Here is a 19189-nt window from a genome sequence, read left to right on the forward strand (position 1 = left end):
ATGAGCATTTTACAGACGATTGACCTAAAAAAGCATTACGGTGCAGAGCCGAACATTACCCGCGCCCTTGACGGCGTGAACTTCTCCGTAGACGAGGGCGAATTTGTGGCCGTTGTGGGAACCTCCGGAAGCGGAAAGTCTACCCTGCTTCACATGATGGGCGGGCTGGACACTCCCACCAGCGGGACCGTGATTGTCCGCGGCGAAGAACTGGCAAAGAAGAACGACGAACAACTCACCATCTTCCGCCGCCGTAACATCGGTTTTATCTTCCAGAACTATAACCTTGTTCCCATCCTGAATGTGTATGAGAACATAGTCCTGCCGGTGGAGCTGGACGGGGACACGGTGGATCAGAAGTTTTTGGACGAGATCGTTCACCTGCTGGGACTGGAAGATAAGCTAAAAAATATGCCGAACAATCTTTCCGGCGGACAGCAGCAGCGTGTGGCTATCGCCCGCGCCCTGATTACCAAACCGGCTATCGTGCTGGCCGACGAGCCGACCGGCAACCTTGACAGCAAGACCAGCGCCGAAGTGCTGGGGCTTATCAAGCGCACCAGTGCGGAGTTCCGGCAAACTGTTGTGATGATTACCCACAATAACGACATAGCCCGTCTTGCAGATCGGATTATCCGCATTGAGGATGGCAAGATTGTGGAATAAGGAGGTGGCAGGCTATGACATGGCCTTTTGAAAATGATACCAGCGCCATTACAAAGAAGCTGGCAAAGAAAAGTTTACAAAGCGAGAAGCGCCGGAATCTGATGGTGGTGATCGCCGTTGCGCTGGCGGCGTTTCTGATCTGCTTTACGGGAATCGTGTCCACTTCCCTAACACAAATGCAGCGCAATCAGGTTCTCGATACTTATGAGGCGGTCTGGCTGGGCGTGGAGGAAAACGACATTGAAACCCTGAAAGGAGTGCCGGAGTTTGAGCGCGTAGGCGGCTACTATATGCTGGGTGAGGAACTTTCAGAACAGGGCTATCATGCCTCTTATGTATATAATGACGCAGAAATGATGGAGATTGGGCGCGACCAAATGAAGCTATTGGAGGGGAATCTGCCCCAAAAGGCAAATGAAGTTGTCGTAAGCGAATACTTTCTTTCCACCTATGGACACAATGCCAAGATCGGGGACACTGTGACCTTAGATACAGAGAGTTTTCATGGCGATTATGTCGTTACCGGCATTATGGACAGCGTAAATGAAAAAGAAGCGAATACCTGCGCTATCATTCTTTCCAACGCTGCCCTGACAGAATGGAAAGGGTTTGATCCGGCTGGGTATCGCGCCTATGTCCATTTCAAAAACAGCGTTCAGTTGGACGAAGAACTGATGAGCTCTTATTGCAGGGAGGTTGCGGAGGAATATCAGCTTTCTATGCCCAAAATGAACAGCAAATATTTTGCTTATGCTTCTAAATCCTTTGATTTTTTACCGATTGTTGGTGTGATTGCTATTGTTCTGATCGGCGGCTATATTGTGATCCAGAGTATCTTCCGTATCTCCATCAATGACAAAATCCAGAGCTACGGGCAGCTTCGGACGATTGGCGCGACGCCAAAGCAAATCAAGCGGATTGTAAAGCGGGAGGGACACAAACTCGGCAGTATCGGGATTCTGATTGGTACAGTGCTGGGCGTATGCGGCGGTTTTCTCCTGTTTTCCAAGGGATTTAATGCTGTTTCCTATGTGGCAACGATTATTTTGACACTCATAAGCAGTTGGATCATGGTATCTGTTTCCATCCGTAAGCCGGTGAAAATAGCGGCAGGGATTTCCCCCATTGAAGCCGTCCGTTTTACCCCGGCGCAAAAAGACATCCGCAGCCGGAAAAAGAATATCAAGCTCAATCCTGTTTCAATGGGAATTGCGAATTTTAAGCGTGACCGCAAAAAGACCGTTGCTATTGTAGCCTCATTGAGTTTGGGTGGAATTATCCTGCTTGTGGTATCCTCCATTGTTTTGCTGCGCTCCCCAGAGGCGCTTGCAAGACAAGAGTTCCCGGATGGTGACTATAAGGTTTATCTGGATTCAAAGTTGTCAGAACAAGAAGTCATGGCAGCAGGAAATCCACTGAATGAGGAACTCAAACAGGAAATTTTGTCTATTGACGGTGTAACCGATGTGATTGCAAAAAGGCAAAGCCTTCATATAAATTATAACGTCAACGGAATTGAATATGGTGGTATGTGTGATATACTGACTGATCAAAATTATTCTAAGGTTGAAGCTTCATTGATAGAGGGCACTATGCCGACGGATACACACAGCATCCTAATTGATTCGGCAACAAGTAACCGTGAACATATAGGTGTCGGAGAAACAGCTGAACTTATCTCCGGGAAATCAACCATTCCGGTTACTATATCCGGGGTGTTTAACAATAATCTGGATAATGGACATGGAACACATCACTTTGACGGTGTATTGGAATTTGCACCGGAAGCATTGTTCCATGAACTGCACCCGGAAATCACCTCTTTCGATTATTCATGGAGCATTGTAAGTGATCCCCAAAAAGCGGATCATGTGAGGGATGAATTAAAAAATATTATATCCGCTCATACGGATATTGCATTAGATGATATTAACACTGTAATTGAGTATGAAAAAAATATAAATTCTTTTGTATTTGGCAGTATGGAGGTACTTTCTTGGCTGGTATTCCTCTTTGGCGTTATCAACCTAATTAACACGACCCTCTCTAATCAAATGTCCAGAAAACAGGAAAACAGTGTTTTGCGTTCCATCGGACTGACCCAAAAGCAGCTATGTAAAATGAATATCTGCGAGGGGCTGTGCTATGCATTCTTTGCAACATTGGCGACGCTGATCGTTGGGCTTCCGGCTTCCATCTTTGCTTGCAGCAAATTTAGTGTAGGAGCTTTTGCCGGAAAAGTAGTGCCTTACAAATTCCCGGTTTTGGAAATGGGTCTGTTCATTCTGGTATTGTTCGGAATGGAGCTGATTTTGTCTGTATGGACAGTCCGCAGACAGAAAAAACAATCTCTGATTGAACAAATGCGGGCGATGGAATAAGCGTATAAAATTTGGAGGAATTATCTATGGCTGACGATAAAAGAAAATTAACAGAAAAAGAATTGAAACGTAAAAATGAATTTGAAAAAATGAAACTCCCCGCAGCAAGCTGCGGGGTATCAGCCCGAGACTCACTTCGTTCGTCATTAGTTTGTTGCGCAGCAAGCTGCGGGGAATTAAACCCTCTTTGGGATTAAATTCTGAAATGCAGCAAAAAGGATATAAAATTAAGAATATGACTATTAATATTCGACAAGCGAATTTTTTAGGACCTTTGAGTATGCTGCCATTTATAGCTTTAACATTTTTGTTTTACTATAATGTGAATAGTTTTGATTTAGGGGGGATTTCTTTGAGATTTGTCGTAGCGGCGTTTCTTCTTCTTCCTCTAACTATTTTACACGAATTAATACATGGCATCACTTGGGGGTTTTTTGCAAAGGTGTTAGTCCGTAAATGTGTTGGTAATCTGTTTGAGTCCGTTTTATGGGGCATCTGAAATGGTATAATTCTCTCATATTCAGGAGGATAATCCCATGACCAATCAGGAAATGCTTATTAGTTACATCAATAAACTTACAGAAGATGAAATATCTTCTCTGCTGGAGGCCGCCTCCCTTATGCTGGAAACGAAAGAACCGGCTGAAAAGCCTCCCTGTCCATATTGTGGCTGCGGCAAAGTGATCCGTTATGGGCACGCTTGTCAAAAACAGCGGTTTCTCTGCAAAATATGCGGGCGCACTTTCGTTCCGACTACAAATACCGTCATGGCAAATTCACACTTCCCGGCATCCGTCTGGAAGGAGATGGTCAAGGACACCCTGCATGGCAATGCCATTGATTTCTCCGCAAAACGGCTGGGTATCTTTCACCAGGCGGCTTTCGACATGCGCCATAAAATACTTCTGGCGCTGCAGGAGCTTCCTGAAGTCACTGATGCCTGCCTGGGGGAAGTGTCTGAGTTCGACGAGACCTTTGTCCTGGACTGCTATAAAGGCAGGAAGCTCGACAGTACCGTTGCAAGGACTGCCCGTAAACATGGTGCAAAAGCCCAAAAAAGAGGCATTTCCAATGAATATATCTGCATCTGTACGGGCATTCAGCGCAAAGGGGATGCCATTGCCGCCACCGTCAACAGGGCAAAACCCAGCGCCGGGGAACTCATCCGTATATTTGACGGGCATATCGCGGACGGAACGCTCGCCCTTTGTGACGGGCTGAGGAGTTACCATGCCTTTCCGGGAATTGCGGACTGTACGGTTAAGGACTGCAATAACCAGAGATCGGAAGAATCCTGTTTCTACCATCTGAACACAGTGAACGGATTCCACAGTTTTATCAAAAAACGGTACAATTTTTACCGTGGGGTTGCCAGCAAATATATCAACAGATATAACGCACTGTTTTCAGCCGCTTACCGGAATGCTGAAGCTATGGTCAGGCGGCTGACGGAGGCAGTATTGACGGTGACAGGCGTAAATTATTACCATAGCAATAAAGATATAAGAACGGTCCGTTTAGTGGCAATATAGTCTTACCAACACACTTACGGACTAACACCTTTGCAAAAAATCATTTTCATTCGATTGATTTTGGATTTATTTGGAGTAGTTTTTCTCCATACTGTACTTGCTCCGAACCGTTGAAAAAGTGGCAATATTTGTTGGGAACTGCTATGCCTACATTAGTTTTAGGCGGTGGAGCAGCAGTGGTTTCTGTAATGACAAATCAATTACTGCTATTTATTCTGGCAGAATTTATGATTATTTCAGGTGGCGGAGATTTTCTAATTATACTGAAAAGTATGTTATACCACACTGATAAGCAAGAAAGTGTGTATTGCGACCATCCTTACGAATGTGGTTTTGTCGTTTTTGAGAAATAGGAACGAATACTATTTAATCATGGCGTTACTGTTTATAGCTCCTCATAAAAAGAAAACAAATGCCACTGCGAATGAATATGTAAAGTGGAAGAAAACACAAAAGTAAATTGGACGTTTGGGAAAATCAGTGGAGCGGTTCATTAGCTGCGCCACTGATTTTTGCTATCCCTTGACAAAATATTTTGAAATGTCCGAGCTTTGTAACAATTCAGCCTGTTTTTCTGTCGAAATCAAAGGCACCTCGGACATTTGTGTAACATTTGTAGTTTATGCTTATAGTAAATCAATATTGGGGGTGCGGACACATGAAAAAGATACTGCTGATCGATGACAGCGACACCTATATATGGCGTCTGCAAAAATATTTACAACGGCGAGGCTACCCGGTAGAAACGGCTTCCACACTGAAAGAAGCTCGGACAGCCATCCAAGAGGAAATGCCTCTGGTAATCTGCTGTGATCTCGACCTGCCGGACGGTTCTGGCATGGACTTTCTGGACGAGGTGCGAGTCGCAGACAAGGAGCTGCCTTTTATTCTGGCGTCCTGCCATGATAAAGAGGACTACGAACAGGAGGCCAAGCAACGGGGCGCGATGCTGTGCATGGACAAAATGAAAGGGCTACTGCTGCAAGATAAGCTGGTGGAATACGCCTACCGGCAGTTATCCGGCGAAAAGGCCCCGACTTTTCACAAGCTGCTCTTTGTCCATGCGGAAGATACCAGCGCCGGAGTGCTGCGGGCTACTATGCTGCAAAAGGGCTTTGACCTGATTCTGGTTCCCTCGATTGCAGACGCTAAGCGCCGGATTTTTGAGGATAAGGAAATAGAACTGATTTTGTGTGATGTGGAACTGCCGGACGGTACAGCAATGGAGTTGTTTCATGCGCTGCGGCGGGTGGCGGGAATGTTCCAAATGAAGAATCCCCCTGTCCGGCTTCTGCCGTTCTTTATCCTCACCGAGAACAGCGACCTTACCACGGAATATGAATACCGGTATGAAGGTATCAATGACTATTTCGTGTCCCCGGTCAATATTCCGGAGCTGATACGGAGAATTATGTATTTTGTTGAAGATTCAAAATAATGGTAAAAATCTTGAAATAAAGTTGATTTGAAGGAGGTGGTGACATGGGAAATTAGCCGTATTGGATATATCTGAATCCGGCAGACAAATTGGAGAAAAATTGTTTGCTTTGCTTGATACAGAGCAGCAGAAAGATTTATTGCAGTATATTCTTAATAGAGAAAATCTGAGTGATTTTCCCGATATTTTCCTATGTACTGTTTCTAAATGTCACGGTTTCCAGAATGGTTCAGTTCAACCATTATTGGAAATCCGGGAAGGTGATCTGTATTTTTGCCTGGAAGAAAGAACGGTGTGTGTCGGCAGTCAGGAGATAGAATTAACAGCTAAAGAATTCGATGCACTCCACCTACTGATTGTCAACAAGAAACGGGTATTGACCTTTGAGACCATAGCTTACCATGTTTGGGGCGAAGAATATATTGACGTTACACCGAAAACAATCCATAATCTGTTGAGCCGCCTTCGCCAGAAACTTCAAATTGCACCTGAAGCACCTGAATATGTTATCAGTGTGCGGGGCGTCGGTTATAAATTCGATGCTGGAATATGACAGATAAATTTAGGGCATTTTTAGGACATTACCGGGAAAGGCTGGCGATAAAAAGCGAATATGCCCCTGTATAATATCCCCCATGTAACAGGTTGGGGGATATATCAAAGTATAGTGACAAATCCATTTATACTCCCCCAGATATGGGGGCAGACATGCACATTAGAAAAGTCCTATATTTTCACAGGAAACGACAAAAAAATAGCCAAATATATTTTAGTGCCGCAGTTCAAAAAGCTGCGGCACTTTTTGTATCGACATATTTTTATTTTTTCTCCCAGCAATCAGCAAAATGTTCCATTAAGCGCGCGCCTGTAACAAAACGGGTACGCGCTCTTTTCTTATCTACAAAACAGACAAACTTTCCTGCTGCCTCTGTTGCAGGTGATAGTCCGGGGTGTCGCTCCCCACCCTCTGATTTCGATTTTGCCTATCAACTAAAAAAATCGAAATCGGAGGAATTACACATGAAAGAAATCAATCTGCGTGACTATTACCCGTTCTATACGAAAGATAATATTGTTGAAGTGCCGGACGAGGTGGCCGACCTGCTCCGGGAATATAAATTAAGCGAGGCGGCCCATTTCCTGCGTACATACCGGCATAAGGCATATTTTTCTCTGGACTATGACAAGAATGTTGAACGTGATGCCCTTGTGGTCGTGCTTGCGCCGGAAGATATTCTGATCCATGAGGAAGAACATGGACGGCTGTACCAGGCCATTACCCTGTTGCCTGAAAAGCAGCGGAACCGGATATGCTCGCACTATCTGTTGGGAATGAGCCTTTCCGAAATTGCCAAAAGCGAACACTCGGCGGTAAGCTCCGTGCATGAAGGAATCCAGCGCGGACTCCGACGCCTGAAAAAAATTCTGGAAGAAATTTAATCCTGCCCCCGAAAATAACCCTCAAAAATGAAATGAATAATAGAGGGACATATTTATCCGGCAGGACAAGCCTGGCGGGTGTGGCCGTACAGCACATGCTCCGGCCCGCCCCAACTGAAAAACTGTCATAACTGCCACGCCCCTCGCTTGCTCCTTGACAACCGAATACACGCTGTTACAGGTACTTCATTCTGTGTTCCGAGCGGCAGATGGGGCGGCGCGGTGACAGGCGGCCTAAGGAGGTGATGAATCCAGGCTGTCCGAGCGGTAAACGCAACCCACGAAACCGGCTGTGGCAGGCCGGACGCGACAACGGCACAGATCATAATGGTACTTCCTCACGGCTCCCTAAAGACTTGGGGAGAGTTCCTGCGGCGTGCGCCTGCTCTGGCAAAGCGGCGGCGTATGCGGGGCTATGATGCGGCAACGCTATCCGCAGCCTGTAACAGCCCCGCCCTGTTCGTTCAGGGCCTGCCGGGGGGCGTGGCAAATACGGCAGCTGATCGAAATCAGATACAATGGGCCGGGTCTGTGAGTGTATGAGCGCAGGCCCGACTTATTCATGTGGTTTCGATAGCCAGAAATTTTCAGGAAGGAGTTGGTATTATGGAGAATACGGTTGTTGCCGGCAGAACCGGCGCACTGGTGGACATCCGGGAGGTTGCCGTTGATAAGGAGCTTTCCCGTGAGGAACGGATCGCCGAATTTGTACGGCAGATCAAAGACCCTTACCGCTTCAAATGCGGGCGGTTCACCGTACAGGCCAGCTTTGCCGCAGGCGGCGCCACCCTGGAGGAATGTATCAAGGGAATCTTACGGTGAGCCGGATTATTTTAGGAAAAGGGCTGACTTTCCCGCAGGGGCGTGGTACAATAAGAACTGGAAAAGGAATTGAATACGGCACAGCCACACTTCTTGGATTGCGGGGATTTTTCTGCGCAACGAAAGGAGTGTTTTTTTATGCAGGTTTATAAAGCCATTAAGTACATCCGTCTTTCTTATACCGATGATAAGACGGTGGAAAGCGACAGCGTTGCCAACCAACGGCGGCTGATCGATGATTACATTGCCCGGCACCCGGAGATTGAAGTCGTGGCAGAAAAGATTGACGACGGTTACAGCGGGGTTCTCTTTGTTGAGGTAAGATAACGATACCTTTTTTGCAGAGGGTGTTATCTTACCTCTTTTTGATGTATGTTAGATAGCATAACTCTTTACGTCGGCTCCTATCTGTCTGAAATAGGAGATACTTTCAGTAGGCTTGTCGCCTGTATCAACTCTGCCGACAAAGCTATAAAAGATTTCGATTTTGCGGGTGTTCGTTTCCTTATCCAGTTCGTGAATAAGAATACGGTCAATAAATTCATGGACGTTTTCGTAGGTCAGTTCGGTAATGGCGGTGTACTTGCGTACCAGTGCGACAAACCTTTTCACGTCCGCGCTGCGCTCGGTGGCGTTGTCAATTTCCTGTGACAGCTCCGCAATCCTTCGGGTCAGCGTCTTTTTTTCTTCGTCGTAGCCGGAAGTTAGAAAAGCAAATTGTTCATCTGAAAGTTTCCCTAAAGCGTTGTCCTCGTAGAGCTTGCGGAATAAGATATTCAGCTCGCTAACCCGGCTCTGCGCCTTATCAAGCTCTTTCCGCTGCTGTGTCAGCGTCTTTTGTACTGCCTTTGCGCTGCACTCGTTGGCGGTCTGAATAAATTCCTGTTCATGCTCTTTCACATAAGACGTTACTCGCTGCAAGTCTGCAAGGACAAGTTCTTTCAATACGCTTTTGCGGATATAATGCGTAGTGCAGAGCATATCATTTCTTGCCCGGTTGCGGTAGTTGCCGCAAGTGTAGGCGTGTTTCCGTTCAAGCGTCCCGGCTCCGCGTACTGCGTACATTTTGTAGCCGCAGTCCCCACAAAAGAGAAGCCCAGAAAACAGGTCGATTTCATCAACCTTTGTCGGGCGGTGCCGGGTGGCAATCCGCTTCTGTGCAAGCTCAAAGGTTTCTTCATCAATCAAAGGTTCGTGAGTGTTGGGGAAGAAATACCTTTTTTCCTCCGGGTTCTTTTTCGTCTTTTTCGACTTATAAGATACCTTGTAGGTTTTCCCGGTTATGGTATGCCCTAAATACTCTTTCCTTGTCAGAATGTCGTACAGCGTCTTATCCGGCCAGTTGTACCATGCGTTGAGCTGTGGGCGGGGGTGGCGTTTGCTCCCTGTCCTGCGGTAGCGCAGTTCCCCGACGGTCAATATCTCATTGTCCCGCAGCCAGTTCTGGATTTCACACATACGGTCGCCCCGTACATACATTGCAAAAATCTGTTTTACGACGTGTGCCGTTTCCGGGTCGGGTATCAGATGATTGCGGTTATCCGGGTCGATAAGGTAGCCGTAAGGAGCTTCGCCGTTGACGCGCTCCCCTTTCTGCGCCTTTGCCTGTTTGACAGCCCGGATTTTCTTTGAGGTGTCGCGGGCGTAAAACTCGTTGAACCAGTTCCGCAGAGGGGTAAACTCGTTATCTTCCCTCGCTGTGTCTACACCGTCGTTAATGGCAATGTAGCGCACTTCGTATTCGGGGAAAACAATCTCTATCAGTTCGCCGGTTTTCAGATAATTACGTCCCAGACGGGAAAGGTCTTTTGTAATGACGGTTGCCACGTTCCCGGCTTCGACTTCATGCAGCATGGCTTGAAGCCCCTCACGCTCAAAGCTCACGCCAGAAAATCCGTCGTCTACGAAAAAGCGCGTGTTGAAAAAGTGGTGTTCGTCAGCGTACTTTTGTAAAATCAGCTTTTGGTTCTGTATGCTTTCGCTTTCCCCGGCTTGCATATCTTCCTGGCTCAATCTGCAATATAAAGCGGTAATCTTGTCTGTCTGTAACATTTTGTCCTCCTTTCCGACGACAGACAAGCATGGTATTTGTACTGTCTATATTATACCACATACCGCTGCCTGTGTCATGTATAAAATGTGAAGAAACGCCCTATTTCCGGGCGTTTGCGGGGTTCAGCTCCATGTCTTTGCGAATGAGCTTTTTTATCTTTTTATCCAGTGTGTCCGTCGCGCGTTCACTTGCGGACGAACATACAAGGTAAGTAACTTTCCCTATTTTATGCTCCGTTGTGGTAACGGGCGTTTGGTTTTGCGTCAAAGAAAATCCCCCTTTCTTTCGCAAACATATAATACAGTCTATGAATAGCAGCAAGTCCACTATTCAATAAAACAAAGGCTTTAATCGGACGGTTATTAGCATAACCTCATGGGAATTGCACCCCCGCATGGTTCTCATGCAGCCCTACCCATTGCCTGCGACGCTCTTAACGCTCGGACTGTGGCTGTAAGGAAGTATCATTGTATATTCTGCGTGTCGTCGCCCGCAAGCCGCTACACTTGCTCCCCGGCGCGGTGTTGGTCGCTCGGCTGTCCGGGTGGGGATAACCTCACCCGGATAGCGTCATGGCGCACCCGCCGTATGGCTCGGCGCAAAAGGAACGTATCCGATTTGCCCTATGCTGCGCCGCCGTTATCTTGCGCCGCTTTCTTTGTCAAGGTTCAGAATGGCTTTGCTGCCGCGTCAGCAGCGGAACGGAAAAGGGGGAGAGAGAAAGCGTCCCGCCGCCGTTGCGGTTATTCCTCTGCCTTAAAGGTGAGGACAGCCATCATCAGTTTTGCTTGCAGCCGTTCCCGAATGTCGTGGTCTACGCCAAAATAGACGTTCCCGCGCTCGTCGTACAGCTTCCGCATGGAGAGGCGGGCTATGTAGCCGCTGAAATGCTGCAAGACAATCTTCATGGCGTCCGGGTCGCCCTTTGTCGCTGCCACAATGACAGGATAGGGAACAAGGGCTTTTTCCGGGTAGCCGGGTTCGTTACCATTCGTCCCATTCATCAGCATTTTCCTCCAGATATTTTCTTAGCAGCTCAAAAGAGCTTGTCCGCCTGTACTGTATCGTGCTTCTCGACGTATTGAACAGCTCCGCAATCTCGGTATCGTTCATTCCCTCGAAGTAATACAGCAATATGGCTTTGCGCTTTTCTTCCGGCAAAGTACGGATTGCTTCAAGAAGCAGCTTTGGCGTGATTTTCTTCCCGGCTTTTTCAAAGACGGTTTCGACAGTTTCCCGTTTGAAATATTCGTCAAACGTATGAAGCTGCCGCGCTTCGTCTAAGGTCATGTCGGAAAAGGTCACTTCCTTTGCCTTGTGTCTGCGAAGCTCTCTATGAGTGTCGCACGCTTCATTGTGCAGCACCGTATTACAAAACTTCTGAAAAGCACATTGTTTGTAAAACTCCTTGCTATTAGGTTCCACATTCTCACCTCCTTTCTCGTTGGAAAGTTGGTGGTGCTTCCCCCTTTTCGCGGGGCAATACGGCGTTTTTGAAAAACGCCGAAGATTTTTTGAAATTTCTTCAAAAAATTTTTTGAGCAGCAAAATACGCCTGTCCGAAAAGCTCGAACAGGCGCATAGGTATTGTAAGCAGTATTTAGATGATTAGACAGTTCGTGTTTATAGGCGTGATTTTCCCCGGCGGCGGTCGGGCTTTTTTTGATATGTCAATGACCGTCGGATTTTGTCGATACGGTATATGCTTCATGGCGGCTACCTCCTTTAGCCGCCGCTTTTAACAGTGATACCGCGTCATTTCTTGAGAAGATAAAAAGAAACGGCGGCTTTGATTTTTCAAAAGCCGCCGCGTCAAAAAGGGCGTGTGAAAATATCTCTGCTGTACGACGGCTTTTTTTCTTTTGCCGTCGTGCGGCAGAGAACGAAACAAGATTTTGTTTTGCTTTATTTTATCAATACCAGCTTACTTTAAGATGAATTTTAGCTTACGGATTTGTAAGGTAGAAAAAGTGCGGGCAGTTTTTTGAAGCTGCCCGCGCTAAAAACGATGAAAAATTATTGTGCGCTGATATTTTCGACGATAGACATTCTCTGCAATCGTTTTGCTGGTTCTCTAACTGCCAAAAGAGAAGCCGATAGAACAATAGCGATTATGAGTATAAGTGGAATGAACGGAACGCTCCATGCTGTTCTCCAAATGTTTGTTATTAGGCTTACATAAATAATCCAGTGCATGGGAAGTCCAATGATACACCCCCAAATCACTCCGTTTATCGCATAGGTTCCCGCTTCTGCAATTATCATCTTTACAAGTTGGCGGTTACTCATTCCAATCGCCCGCATTGCTCCGTATTCTTTCATTTTCGTTGCCGCGCCCATACTGATTGTATTCATAATATGGAAAATGGTAATTGCAACTATAATGGACAGAAAACCGTACACGAGAATAGCGAATGTATGGTACAGATTTCTTTGCTGCTGAATCTGTGAAAGACTGTCTGAAAATATTACGCCGCCATTGGAAAATATGCTTTCGATTGCTTTTACATCTTCACTGGAAGCGTTGTTCTCAAACTGAATGTCAATAATGGTATAGCCTGTTTCCCCGGTCAGAGCGGTAAAAGTTGCTTCTGAACAGAAAAAGGTTTCCGTTCCCTCCACACGCGCTAATGGACTGTCAGATAAAATCCCTGCAACTGTAACAATCTGTGGTCTGTTGTTGATAGTCAAGGATATATTGTCGCCAACTTGCACATCAATATTTCCTGTCTGTACAAACAATACTTGATTTTCCTGTTGCATTACTGTTTCTATGGAACCAGCTATCAAAGAGTCCGCTGCCCACCTAAATTGATTTTCCTCATAGGAAATAAGATTTGCATTATAATTTTTCCCGTTATTTTCTGCCGGAACTTCATAAGCAAACATACGCCCGTACGCCCGTTTGACAACATCATTTTGCTTAATCTGCTCTAACAGCTCATTAAAAATCGAACAAGTATTTGTCTCACTTGCTATGGACAATTCCGGCGTATATACCGGGGGAACAAAAGCATTTTTCATAAAATCAACAAGGGTGCTGAACGTAAGGAACAACGTAATACAGACGGCAAACGCCCCTGTCATTAAAATATAATTTTTCTTCTTTGCTTTTGCATGATGAATACCTAATGCTGTTTCAATCTTAAATGCCGTTGTATTTGCCGCCTTACGAAATGAAGCCGTCTGTCCGGCATTTCCCGATACAGCAGTAAGAGGGGAAACTTTCGCTGCTCTTTTTGCCGGAGAGCGGGCTGCCAGTAAAACGGTCAACAGTCCTAACAGAATACTTGCGATTACACTTATCCAACTTATACCTAAAATCGGCATAGATGAAAACCATTGAGGATTTATTACCCGCATAGCAGCAGACAAAATCCAGACTATCACTACTGAGAATATAATTCCAATAGGTATAGCTGTTTTGCACCAATACAATCCTTCTAAACGCACAAATCGCATTATCTGTCTTTTCGTTGCGCCTAAGCAACGGAGCATACCAAAAAATTCCGTCCTTTCTGCAACATTACTGTTTAGACTGCTTGAAATCATCAGAATGCAGGTCAGCATAACAATTACAGAGAGAATAAAGGCTACCTGATAAATCTGATTTACACCTGTTTTTCCTTCTAATTGTCCTTGTATACTCAAAAGAGGGATATTCTCGGTTATCTGTTCATCGGACAGATTATTGCCTGCTTTTATGTCATTGATTATATCTGGTATGTTGCATAAACGTGAAAATTGAATAACATAATTCTCAATAGCATTATTAACAGCAAGCGTCCCTAATCCCTCTGGTGTCATTACGACAATCGGAGTATTTCCGGTAATCAAGCGTGAGGTTTCAGTATCATTCAAAAATCCAACAATCAGATAGTCCGTTGTATTTCCGTCTGGTTTGCATAGTGCAATCGTTTCATTCAACGAAACAGAAGCAGTATTCTTGAATGAAGAAGATACTGCAATCTCGTTCGGTGTATCTGGATATTCACCCTCTGTAATTCCATTCAAAAATATATCTTCAAAAACCTTTCTTTCTTGTGCGCTGATAGAAATAGTCTGCTCTTTTATCGAATATCCCGCTTCGGAAGAAATCGTATTATGCCACCCGGCAATCTCTACATCTGGACGTGCTGAAATAAAGGAAGCTGTTTGCGTATCAATAGAATGAAACTCATAATGCCAGTTCCCGCTTTCCTCCATTTCATGCCGTGTAACGCCTTGTAAATACATATCAGCAAGCCCAAACATGACAGCAACTAAAAGAACCGCAAGAGTGATACAGATACGGGTCATCTTGCTTTGCTTGCGGTGAATTTTTGCGGATATGGGAACAAGTTTAAGATAATGTTTCATTTGTTGTCCCTCCCAAATCTGCAAGAATACCGTCGCTTACACGAAATACTCTGTCAACAGAAGCAGTTAAATTGTTATTGTGCGTTATCATCAGAATAGTTTGTTTGAAACGTCTTGAAGCACTGGTAAGCATATGGAAAATTGAAAAAGAAAGTCCGGGAATATGATATTATCAAGCAGAACATTGACAGCATTTTACAGGCAGACAGACAGCCGGAACGGGAAAAAGAAACAGAGCGTGGATAAGGATAGCAAAATCCCCGCCGCTGTGCTATGATAGGCGGCTGCGGCTGCTCGAATATCACATAGTCCGCGCCCCGCAAGCGTCCTTTCTCGTCGCGCTCCCTTGAACGGACGATATACCCGGCGCGTTCAAGCTCCTTAATGGCTTCGCGGATAGCGTCTATCTTCTCCCGGTTGATAAGGGATAAGCCTTTCAAGGTGTAGTCCCAATCTTCGGGGAGTGACAGCATTTGCGACAACAGCCCCTTTGCCTTTAGGGAAAGCTCCTTGTTGCGTAGGTGGTGGTTGCTCATTACGGTGTAGCCCTTGTTCCGTTCCACTCTGAAAACTGCCATAGTTCATAGCTCCTTTGCTTTGGATTTGTTACGCAGTAGAAGCGCGGTTTCGGGGGATAAGGTATAAATCCCTTTCCGCGCCAGATACGCGCCCGGAAAACCGCTTGTAGCAAGGCTTTTTCTGCCCCTACTGCGTAACAAAGGGCATGAAAAAAGCGGCGTTCCTGTTCTCCCATGTAGAGAGTAAGAAACGCCGCTTCTGCGTCGTATTCAGTTTTTAGTACAATACCCTGCTTGTCCGTCGCTCGAAAAACCTTGATTTTCCAGTGTTTTCAAAAGTATCGTTATCTAACGTCAGCTTTTGACCGCCCGGCATTCCAGGAAATGATGCGGATGATCGAGCAGGGCGAAGGAGGCGTGAGCCATGAATACCGTATTAAGCAGTTCCGGGCAGCTATGCGGCTGCCCGGAAATCCTCAAAAAAAGTTGTAAATTTTTTTGTCGTGGGCTTGACATACGGGTGCCTTAAATCATGGAAGCGGATATGCGGCATTTCCAAATCTTCAAGCAGCTTTCCAAACTGTGAAGATACCCACGACGCGGCAATCGGCGCACCGTCAGCCTTTGCCACAACAAGGTCATTGTCATAGTAAGGCTTCCCGTCCTTTGCCGCCTGTTCTTTCTGTGCTTCCTGCATGGCAAGTTGTTTAAGGAAAAACGGGCGGGCAAGCTCTGTGATAGGCAGCTTTCGCCCGTTGGATTTCGGCGGTGCCATTTCCTCTATAACCTTTGTTTTCGGCGGTACCTTAAAGGGGAGCTGCTCGGAAACGTCAAAGGTGTTGTTCTCCAAGTCAACATTACGCCAACGCAAGCCCAGAATTTCAGAACGGCGCATACCGTAAAGCCAGCCCAGAATAACGGGCATTTCCCAAACAGTACCCTCTACGCGCTGCATGAGGGCTTTCACCTGTTCCGGCGTGTAGGGGTCGGGTGTCTTGTCGTTTTTTCCAAACTTTGTCAGCGTGTCCTTTGCCGCGTTGGTTTCGATATAGCGGTATTTCCGGGCATGGCTCAACGCCACGCTCAACACGCGCTTTGCCCCGGCTGCGGTGGACGGTTTCAAGCCTTTGTCGATAATCTGCTGAAACATCTTATCTACCATAGCGGGGGTGAGCTGGTTAAGGGCAACGCCGCCGATATAGGGGTTGATATAGTTTGCAATGGTCTTTTTGTACCCGTCGTAGGTGGACGGGCGCAGATTTACCCTTGCATAGCTTTCTACCCATTCATTAAGGTAGTTGGCGACGGTCTGCTTGCGCTGTGAAGCGATAGACGCAATCTGTCCCGGATTTTGGAGCTTCGTCCGCATTTCCGCTTCATGCTGTGAAGCGTCGCGTTTGGTGGCAAAGCCGCGTTTTGTATAGGTTTTCTTTGCCCCGTCCGGGGCGGTGTATGGGAAGCTGAAAAAGAAAGTCTGGGAGTATGATATTATCAAGCAGAACATTGACAGCATTTTACAGGCAGACAGACAGCCGGAACGGAAAAGGCAAACAGAACTGGAATAATTTTGTGGAGCTATTGCATTTTGAATTATAAAATCATATAATATAAATTGGAATTTTTTGTAGAGGTGATATTATGAAAAAAGTAATTTTATATATTCACGGAAAAGGTGGAAGCCATTTGGAAGCTGAACAGTACAAGAAAAATTGTTTGGGTTTTGATATGATTGGCATAGAGTACAATGACTATCTTCCGTGGATTGTGCAAAATCAAATTCAATCGGTTTATGACAAGGTTTGCGAAAGATATGACTGTATTTATTTGATTGCAAACAGTATAGGCGCTTATTTTGCAATGCACACATTGCAAGATTGTGATATTGCAAAGGCTTTATTTATATCGCCTGTACTTGACATGGAACGTCTTATACTTGACATGATGAGTTGGGCAAATGTATCAGAGAAGGATTTGCGTGAGAAGGGAGAAATCCCTACGGATTTTGGGGAAACATTATCGTGGAAATATTTATGTTTTGTTAGGGAAAATCCTATAATATGGAATGTTCCCACAGAAATTCTATATGCAGGAAATGATAACCTCATATCTCGCCAAACAGTAAATAAATTTATTAGTAATCACAATACACATCTTACTGTAATGGAAAATGGGGAGCATTGGTTTCATACAGATGAACAACTTGCCTTTTTAGATAGTTGGATGAAAAAGGCAATAGGATAAATTTCAGTTTGTAGGGCAAAAGAAAAGCCGGGACGCGGCAGCTATCAAATCAAATAGCCACCGCACCCCGGTTTTCTTATGGGTGCAGAGATTGGTTTGTTACGCAGTAGAACGCCATTTTCGGGGGTAAAGGTATAAAGTATCGCCTATCTGATTTTCCCGCCCGGAAAGCCCTGTAAATCAAGGGATTTTCCGCGCCTACTGCGTAACAGGGGCGCGTCTTTTCCTCATGCGCTCGGCGGCTTGTCTGCGGGTGATACACTTCCGGCAGTCGGGGCAGTATTTGACGCTGTTGGAGCTTGACGCAAAGAACGCGCTGCACTCGGTACACTTCTTCCTGTCCCCGGTCTGGTAAAGCTCCGCGTAGAGCAGCTTGTCGGCGGGAAGCACCGCAACCCGGAACCACTTGCAGAGAAGCGAATAGGAAATGAGCTGCGGACAAACGCACTCGTCCCCGTCGTCCAGTAAGATACAGTTCCCGTTATCATAATTGCAGCACGTCCGGCGCACAAGGGCGTTGACCTTCCGGCTCTGGGGCGGCGTTAGCCGCTTAACCCTGTTCATACTTCATCAGCGGCGTAAATAGGAAGCTCCGCAAATTCCGCTTCGGTCAAAGCGTCCACTTTGGAAAGGGTGCGCTTTGCAAGCTCCCGCATATCCGCGTCCATGTAGGGCAGCGCGGCGTTGACATTCTCAATCAAAGCCCGCTTGCCGCCTTCGTTGTAAATGCTCAAAAGGTTTGTTTCTTCAACAGTCAGTCTAATCATGCTCATACCTCCATATCGTGATTTTTTGTTTTTGCCGCCGCCTTTTTCGGGGCGGTCTTTGCCTTGTCTGCTTTAAGCTGCGCCCGGATAGAGGGGCGAGGCTTCCTTATCTCCCTGTCCCGGTTCTCCCCCTTGTCAATCAGCGCATACGTCCCATGTCTGCCCTCGATTTTGGAAAAGGAAAGTGTCTTGTAGGGCAGCATGGAGAAAAGGCGGTCAGTGTCCTTTGTTCCCGCAAGCCGCATGAACGCCGGGGAAAGCTCTACCATGAAAAGGCGGCAAGTCCTTGCCGCGGCGTTCCGCCCGCCTCAAAATACCCGCGCAGGCTTTTGGGGACAAAGAGTATTTCTCCGGCACATTTTCCTGCAAAATCGCAGACAAGAAACAGACGCCTGCGCCGCTGTGCTGTGCCGAAATATTGGGCGTCGTACACGCACCAAGCGAGATCAACTCCGACCCCTCGTACCATCCCGGCGTTTGCCCACCGTCCAGAATAAGGCATTGGAATTTGGGCCTTTGTGAACGATTGCAGCACAGCCGCAAAGTCACGTCCTCCTGCGGACGACAGAGCGCCGGGGACGTTCTCGAACAGCGCGAACCTTGGATATTCGCCATGTGTCGCCTCCCTCATTTCATCAATTATCCGTATGGCCTCCATGAAAAGGCCGCTCCGTTCGTCCGCCAGCCCCCGGCGCTGGCCTGCCAGTGACAGCCCTTGACACGGGCTGCCGAATGTCACGATGTCCACAGGCGGGAGTTTTCCGCCGTGGAGCTGGGTCACGTCCCCGGCGTGGGCCATGTTCGGGAAGTGCTTCCGCGTCACCAACACGCAGGCCGGGACGATCTCGCTTGCCCACAGGGACGTGATATTGTAAAAAGAAGCGGCGTAGGGAAAGCCCCCTATGCCGTCAAAGAGTGATGCTAATGTAAACTGCCTCAAATATCAAGCCTCCTTTACAATGGCAAGAAATA

21 protein-coding genes and 2 pseudogenes are annotated in these 19189 nt (G+C 46.6%); 12 read left to right on the plus strand and 11 right to left on the minus strand.

Annotated elements, in window-relative coordinates; genetic code table 11:
- From VSQ30_RS12695 to VSQ30_RS12745, 11 genes and pseudogenes are all read left to right on the plus strand, one after another.
- Entirely contained in the window at nucleotides 1-666 is a 666-nt protein-coding gene (locus VSQ30_RS12695; RefSeq protein ID WP_016222139.1) for an ABC transporter ATP-binding protein, read from the plus strand.
- 14 nt (nucleotides 667-680) lie between these two features.
- Entirely contained in the window at nucleotides 681-3047 is a 2367-nt protein-coding gene (locus tag VSQ30_RS12700) for an ABC transporter permease (RefSeq protein WP_334464435.1), read from the plus strand.
- A 26-nt stretch (nucleotides 3048-3073) separates the two neighbouring features.
- Nucleotides 3074-3244 (plus strand): hypothetical protein, encoded by a 171-nt coding sequence (locus VSQ30_RS12705; protein ID WP_334464437.1) that lies wholly within the window; start codon nucleotides 3074-3076, stop codon nucleotides 3242-3244.
- Nucleotides 3235-3546 (plus strand): hypothetical protein, encoded by a 312-nt coding sequence (locus VSQ30_RS12710; protein ID WP_334464439.1) that lies wholly within the window; start codon nucleotides 3235-3237, stop codon nucleotides 3544-3546. The genes VSQ30_RS12705 and VSQ30_RS12710 overlap by 10 nt, the downstream gene beginning before the upstream one ends.
- Before the next feature lie 37 nt (nucleotides 3547-3583).
- The gene (locus VSQ30_RS12715) at nucleotides 3584-4579 is read left to right on the plus strand and encodes an IS1595 family transposase (RefSeq protein ID WP_334464441.1); all 996 of its coding nucleotides are present in this window, start codon (nucleotides 3584-3586) and stop codon (nucleotides 4577-4579) included.
- Between the two features lie 53 nt (nucleotides 4580-4632).
- Nucleotides 4633-4932, plus strand: a complete 300-nt coding sequence (locus VSQ30_RS12720; protein WP_502876279.1) for a DUF3267 domain-containing protein — start codon at nucleotides 4633-4635, stop codon at nucleotides 4930-4932.
- A 305-nt stretch (nucleotides 4933-5237) separates the two neighbouring features.
- Nucleotides 5238-6017, plus strand: a complete 780-nt coding sequence (locus VSQ30_RS12725) for a response regulator (protein ID WP_334464442.1) — start codon at nucleotides 5238-5240, stop codon at nucleotides 6015-6017.
- A 61-nt stretch (nucleotides 6018-6078) separates the two neighbouring features.
- A complete protein-coding gene (locus VSQ30_RS12730) occupies nucleotides 6079-6570 on the plus strand; it encodes a winged helix-turn-helix domain-containing protein (protein ID WP_022745526.1) in 492 nt (163 codons plus the stop codon).
- 467 nt (nucleotides 6571-7037) lie between these two features.
- Nucleotides 7038-7457 (plus strand): sigma-70 family RNA polymerase sigma factor, encoded by a 420-nt coding sequence (locus VSQ30_RS12735; protein WP_334464443.1) that lies wholly within the window; start codon nucleotides 7038-7040, stop codon nucleotides 7455-7457.
- Between the two features lie 606 nt (nucleotides 7458-8063).
- The gene (locus tag VSQ30_RS12740; RefSeq protein WP_004083374.1) at nucleotides 8064-8279 is read left to right on the plus strand and encodes a DUF6870 family protein; all 216 of its coding nucleotides are present in this window, start codon (nucleotides 8064-8066) and stop codon (nucleotides 8277-8279) included.
- A gap of 138 nt (nucleotides 8280-8417) precedes the next feature.
- Nucleotides 8418-8591 (plus strand): annotated as a pseudogene (locus tag VSQ30_RS12745) (recombinase family protein); the annotation flags it as partial.
- A gap of 63 nt (nucleotides 8592-8654) precedes the next feature.
- Here VSQ30_RS12745 and VSQ30_RS12750 read toward each other — a convergent pair.
- The 7 genes and pseudogenes from VSQ30_RS12750 to VSQ30_RS12785 form a co-directional block, all read right to left on the minus strand.
- Nucleotides 8655-10331 (minus strand): recombinase family protein, encoded by a 1677-nt coding sequence (locus VSQ30_RS12750; RefSeq protein ID WP_025577798.1) that lies wholly within the window; start codon nucleotides 10329-10331, stop codon nucleotides 8655-8657.
- Between the two features lie 100 nt (nucleotides 10332-10431).
- Complete coding sequence (locus tag VSQ30_RS12755; protein WP_004607973.1) at nucleotides 10432-10659, minus strand: TnpW family protein; 228 nt, start codon at nucleotides 10657-10659, stop codon at nucleotides 10432-10434.
- A gap of 416 nt (nucleotides 10660-11075) precedes the next feature.
- The gene (locus VSQ30_RS12760) at nucleotides 11076-11336 is read right to left on the minus strand and encodes a helix-turn-helix domain-containing protein (RefSeq protein ID WP_004081240.1); all 261 of its coding nucleotides are present in this window, start codon (nucleotides 11334-11336) and stop codon (nucleotides 11076-11078) included.
- On the minus strand, nucleotides 11317-11757 hold the full coding sequence (locus VSQ30_RS12765; RefSeq protein WP_334464444.1) for an RNA polymerase sigma factor: 441 nt from the start codon (nucleotides 11755-11757) through the stop codon (nucleotides 11317-11319). The genes VSQ30_RS12760 and VSQ30_RS12765 overlap by 20 nt, the downstream gene beginning before the upstream one ends.
- Before the next feature lie 591 nt (nucleotides 11758-12348).
- Complete coding sequence (locus VSQ30_RS12770; RefSeq protein WP_285828311.1) at nucleotides 12349-14691, minus strand: ABC transporter permease; 2343 nt, start codon at nucleotides 14689-14691, stop codon at nucleotides 12349-12351.
- A gap of 281 nt (nucleotides 14692-14972) precedes the next feature.
- A pseudogene (locus tag VSQ30_RS12780) lies at nucleotides 14973-15269 on the minus strand (helix-turn-helix domain-containing protein); the annotation flags it as partial.
- 394 nt (nucleotides 15270-15663) lie between these two features.
- On the minus strand, nucleotides 15664-16704 hold the full coding sequence (locus VSQ30_RS12785; protein ID WP_334464874.1) for a tyrosine-type recombinase/integrase: 1041 nt from the start codon (nucleotides 16702-16704) through the stop codon (nucleotides 15664-15666).
- Nucleotides 16705-16847: 143 nt separating this feature from the next.
- On the opposite strand from VSQ30_RS12785, the gene VSQ30_RS12790 reads away from it, so the two are divergent.
- Entirely contained in the window at nucleotides 16848-17450 is a 603-nt protein-coding gene (locus VSQ30_RS12790; protein WP_334464445.1) for an alpha/beta hydrolase, read from the plus strand.
- 198 nt (nucleotides 17451-17648) lie between these two features.
- Here the strand turns inward: VSQ30_RS12790 and VSQ30_RS12795 are convergent, their stop codons facing one another.
- Genes VSQ30_RS12795 through VSQ30_RS12810 form a run of 4 tightly spaced genes read right to left on the minus strand, consistent with a single transcriptional unit; the run spans nucleotide 17649 to nucleotide 19157 of the window.
- A complete protein-coding gene (locus VSQ30_RS12795) occupies nucleotides 17649-18014 on the minus strand; it encodes a cysteine-rich VLP domain-containing protein (RefSeq protein WP_334464446.1) in 366 nt (121 codons plus the stop codon).
- The gene (locus tag VSQ30_RS12800) at nucleotides 18011-18217 is read right to left on the minus strand and encodes a transposon-transfer assisting family protein (RefSeq protein WP_002569181.1); all 207 of its coding nucleotides are present in this window, start codon (nucleotides 18215-18217) and stop codon (nucleotides 18011-18013) included. The genes VSQ30_RS12795 and VSQ30_RS12800 overlap by 4 nt, the downstream gene beginning before the upstream one ends.
- Before the next feature lie 2 nt (nucleotides 18218-18219).
- Nucleotides 18220-18486, minus strand: coding sequence for a hypothetical protein (locus tag VSQ30_RS12805; RefSeq protein ID WP_502876253.1), 267 nt, complete (start codon nucleotides 18484-18486; stop codon nucleotides 18220-18222).
- Nucleotides 18480-19157: a DNA cytosine methyltransferase gene (locus VSQ30_RS12810; protein WP_334464448.1), complete on the minus strand. Its 678-nt coding sequence runs from the start codon at nucleotides 19155-19157 to the stop codon at nucleotides 18480-18482. Before VSQ30_RS12810 ends, VSQ30_RS12805 begins: the two co-directional genes overlap by 7 nt.
- Nucleotides 19158-19189: the final 32 nt, after the last annotated feature.

The sequence above is a fragment of the Acutalibacter sp. JLR.KK004 genome, from assembly GCF_036941085.1.
In the GTDB taxonomy this organism is placed as follows: Bacteria; Bacillota; Clostridia; order Oscillospirales; family Acutalibacteraceae; genus Acutalibacter.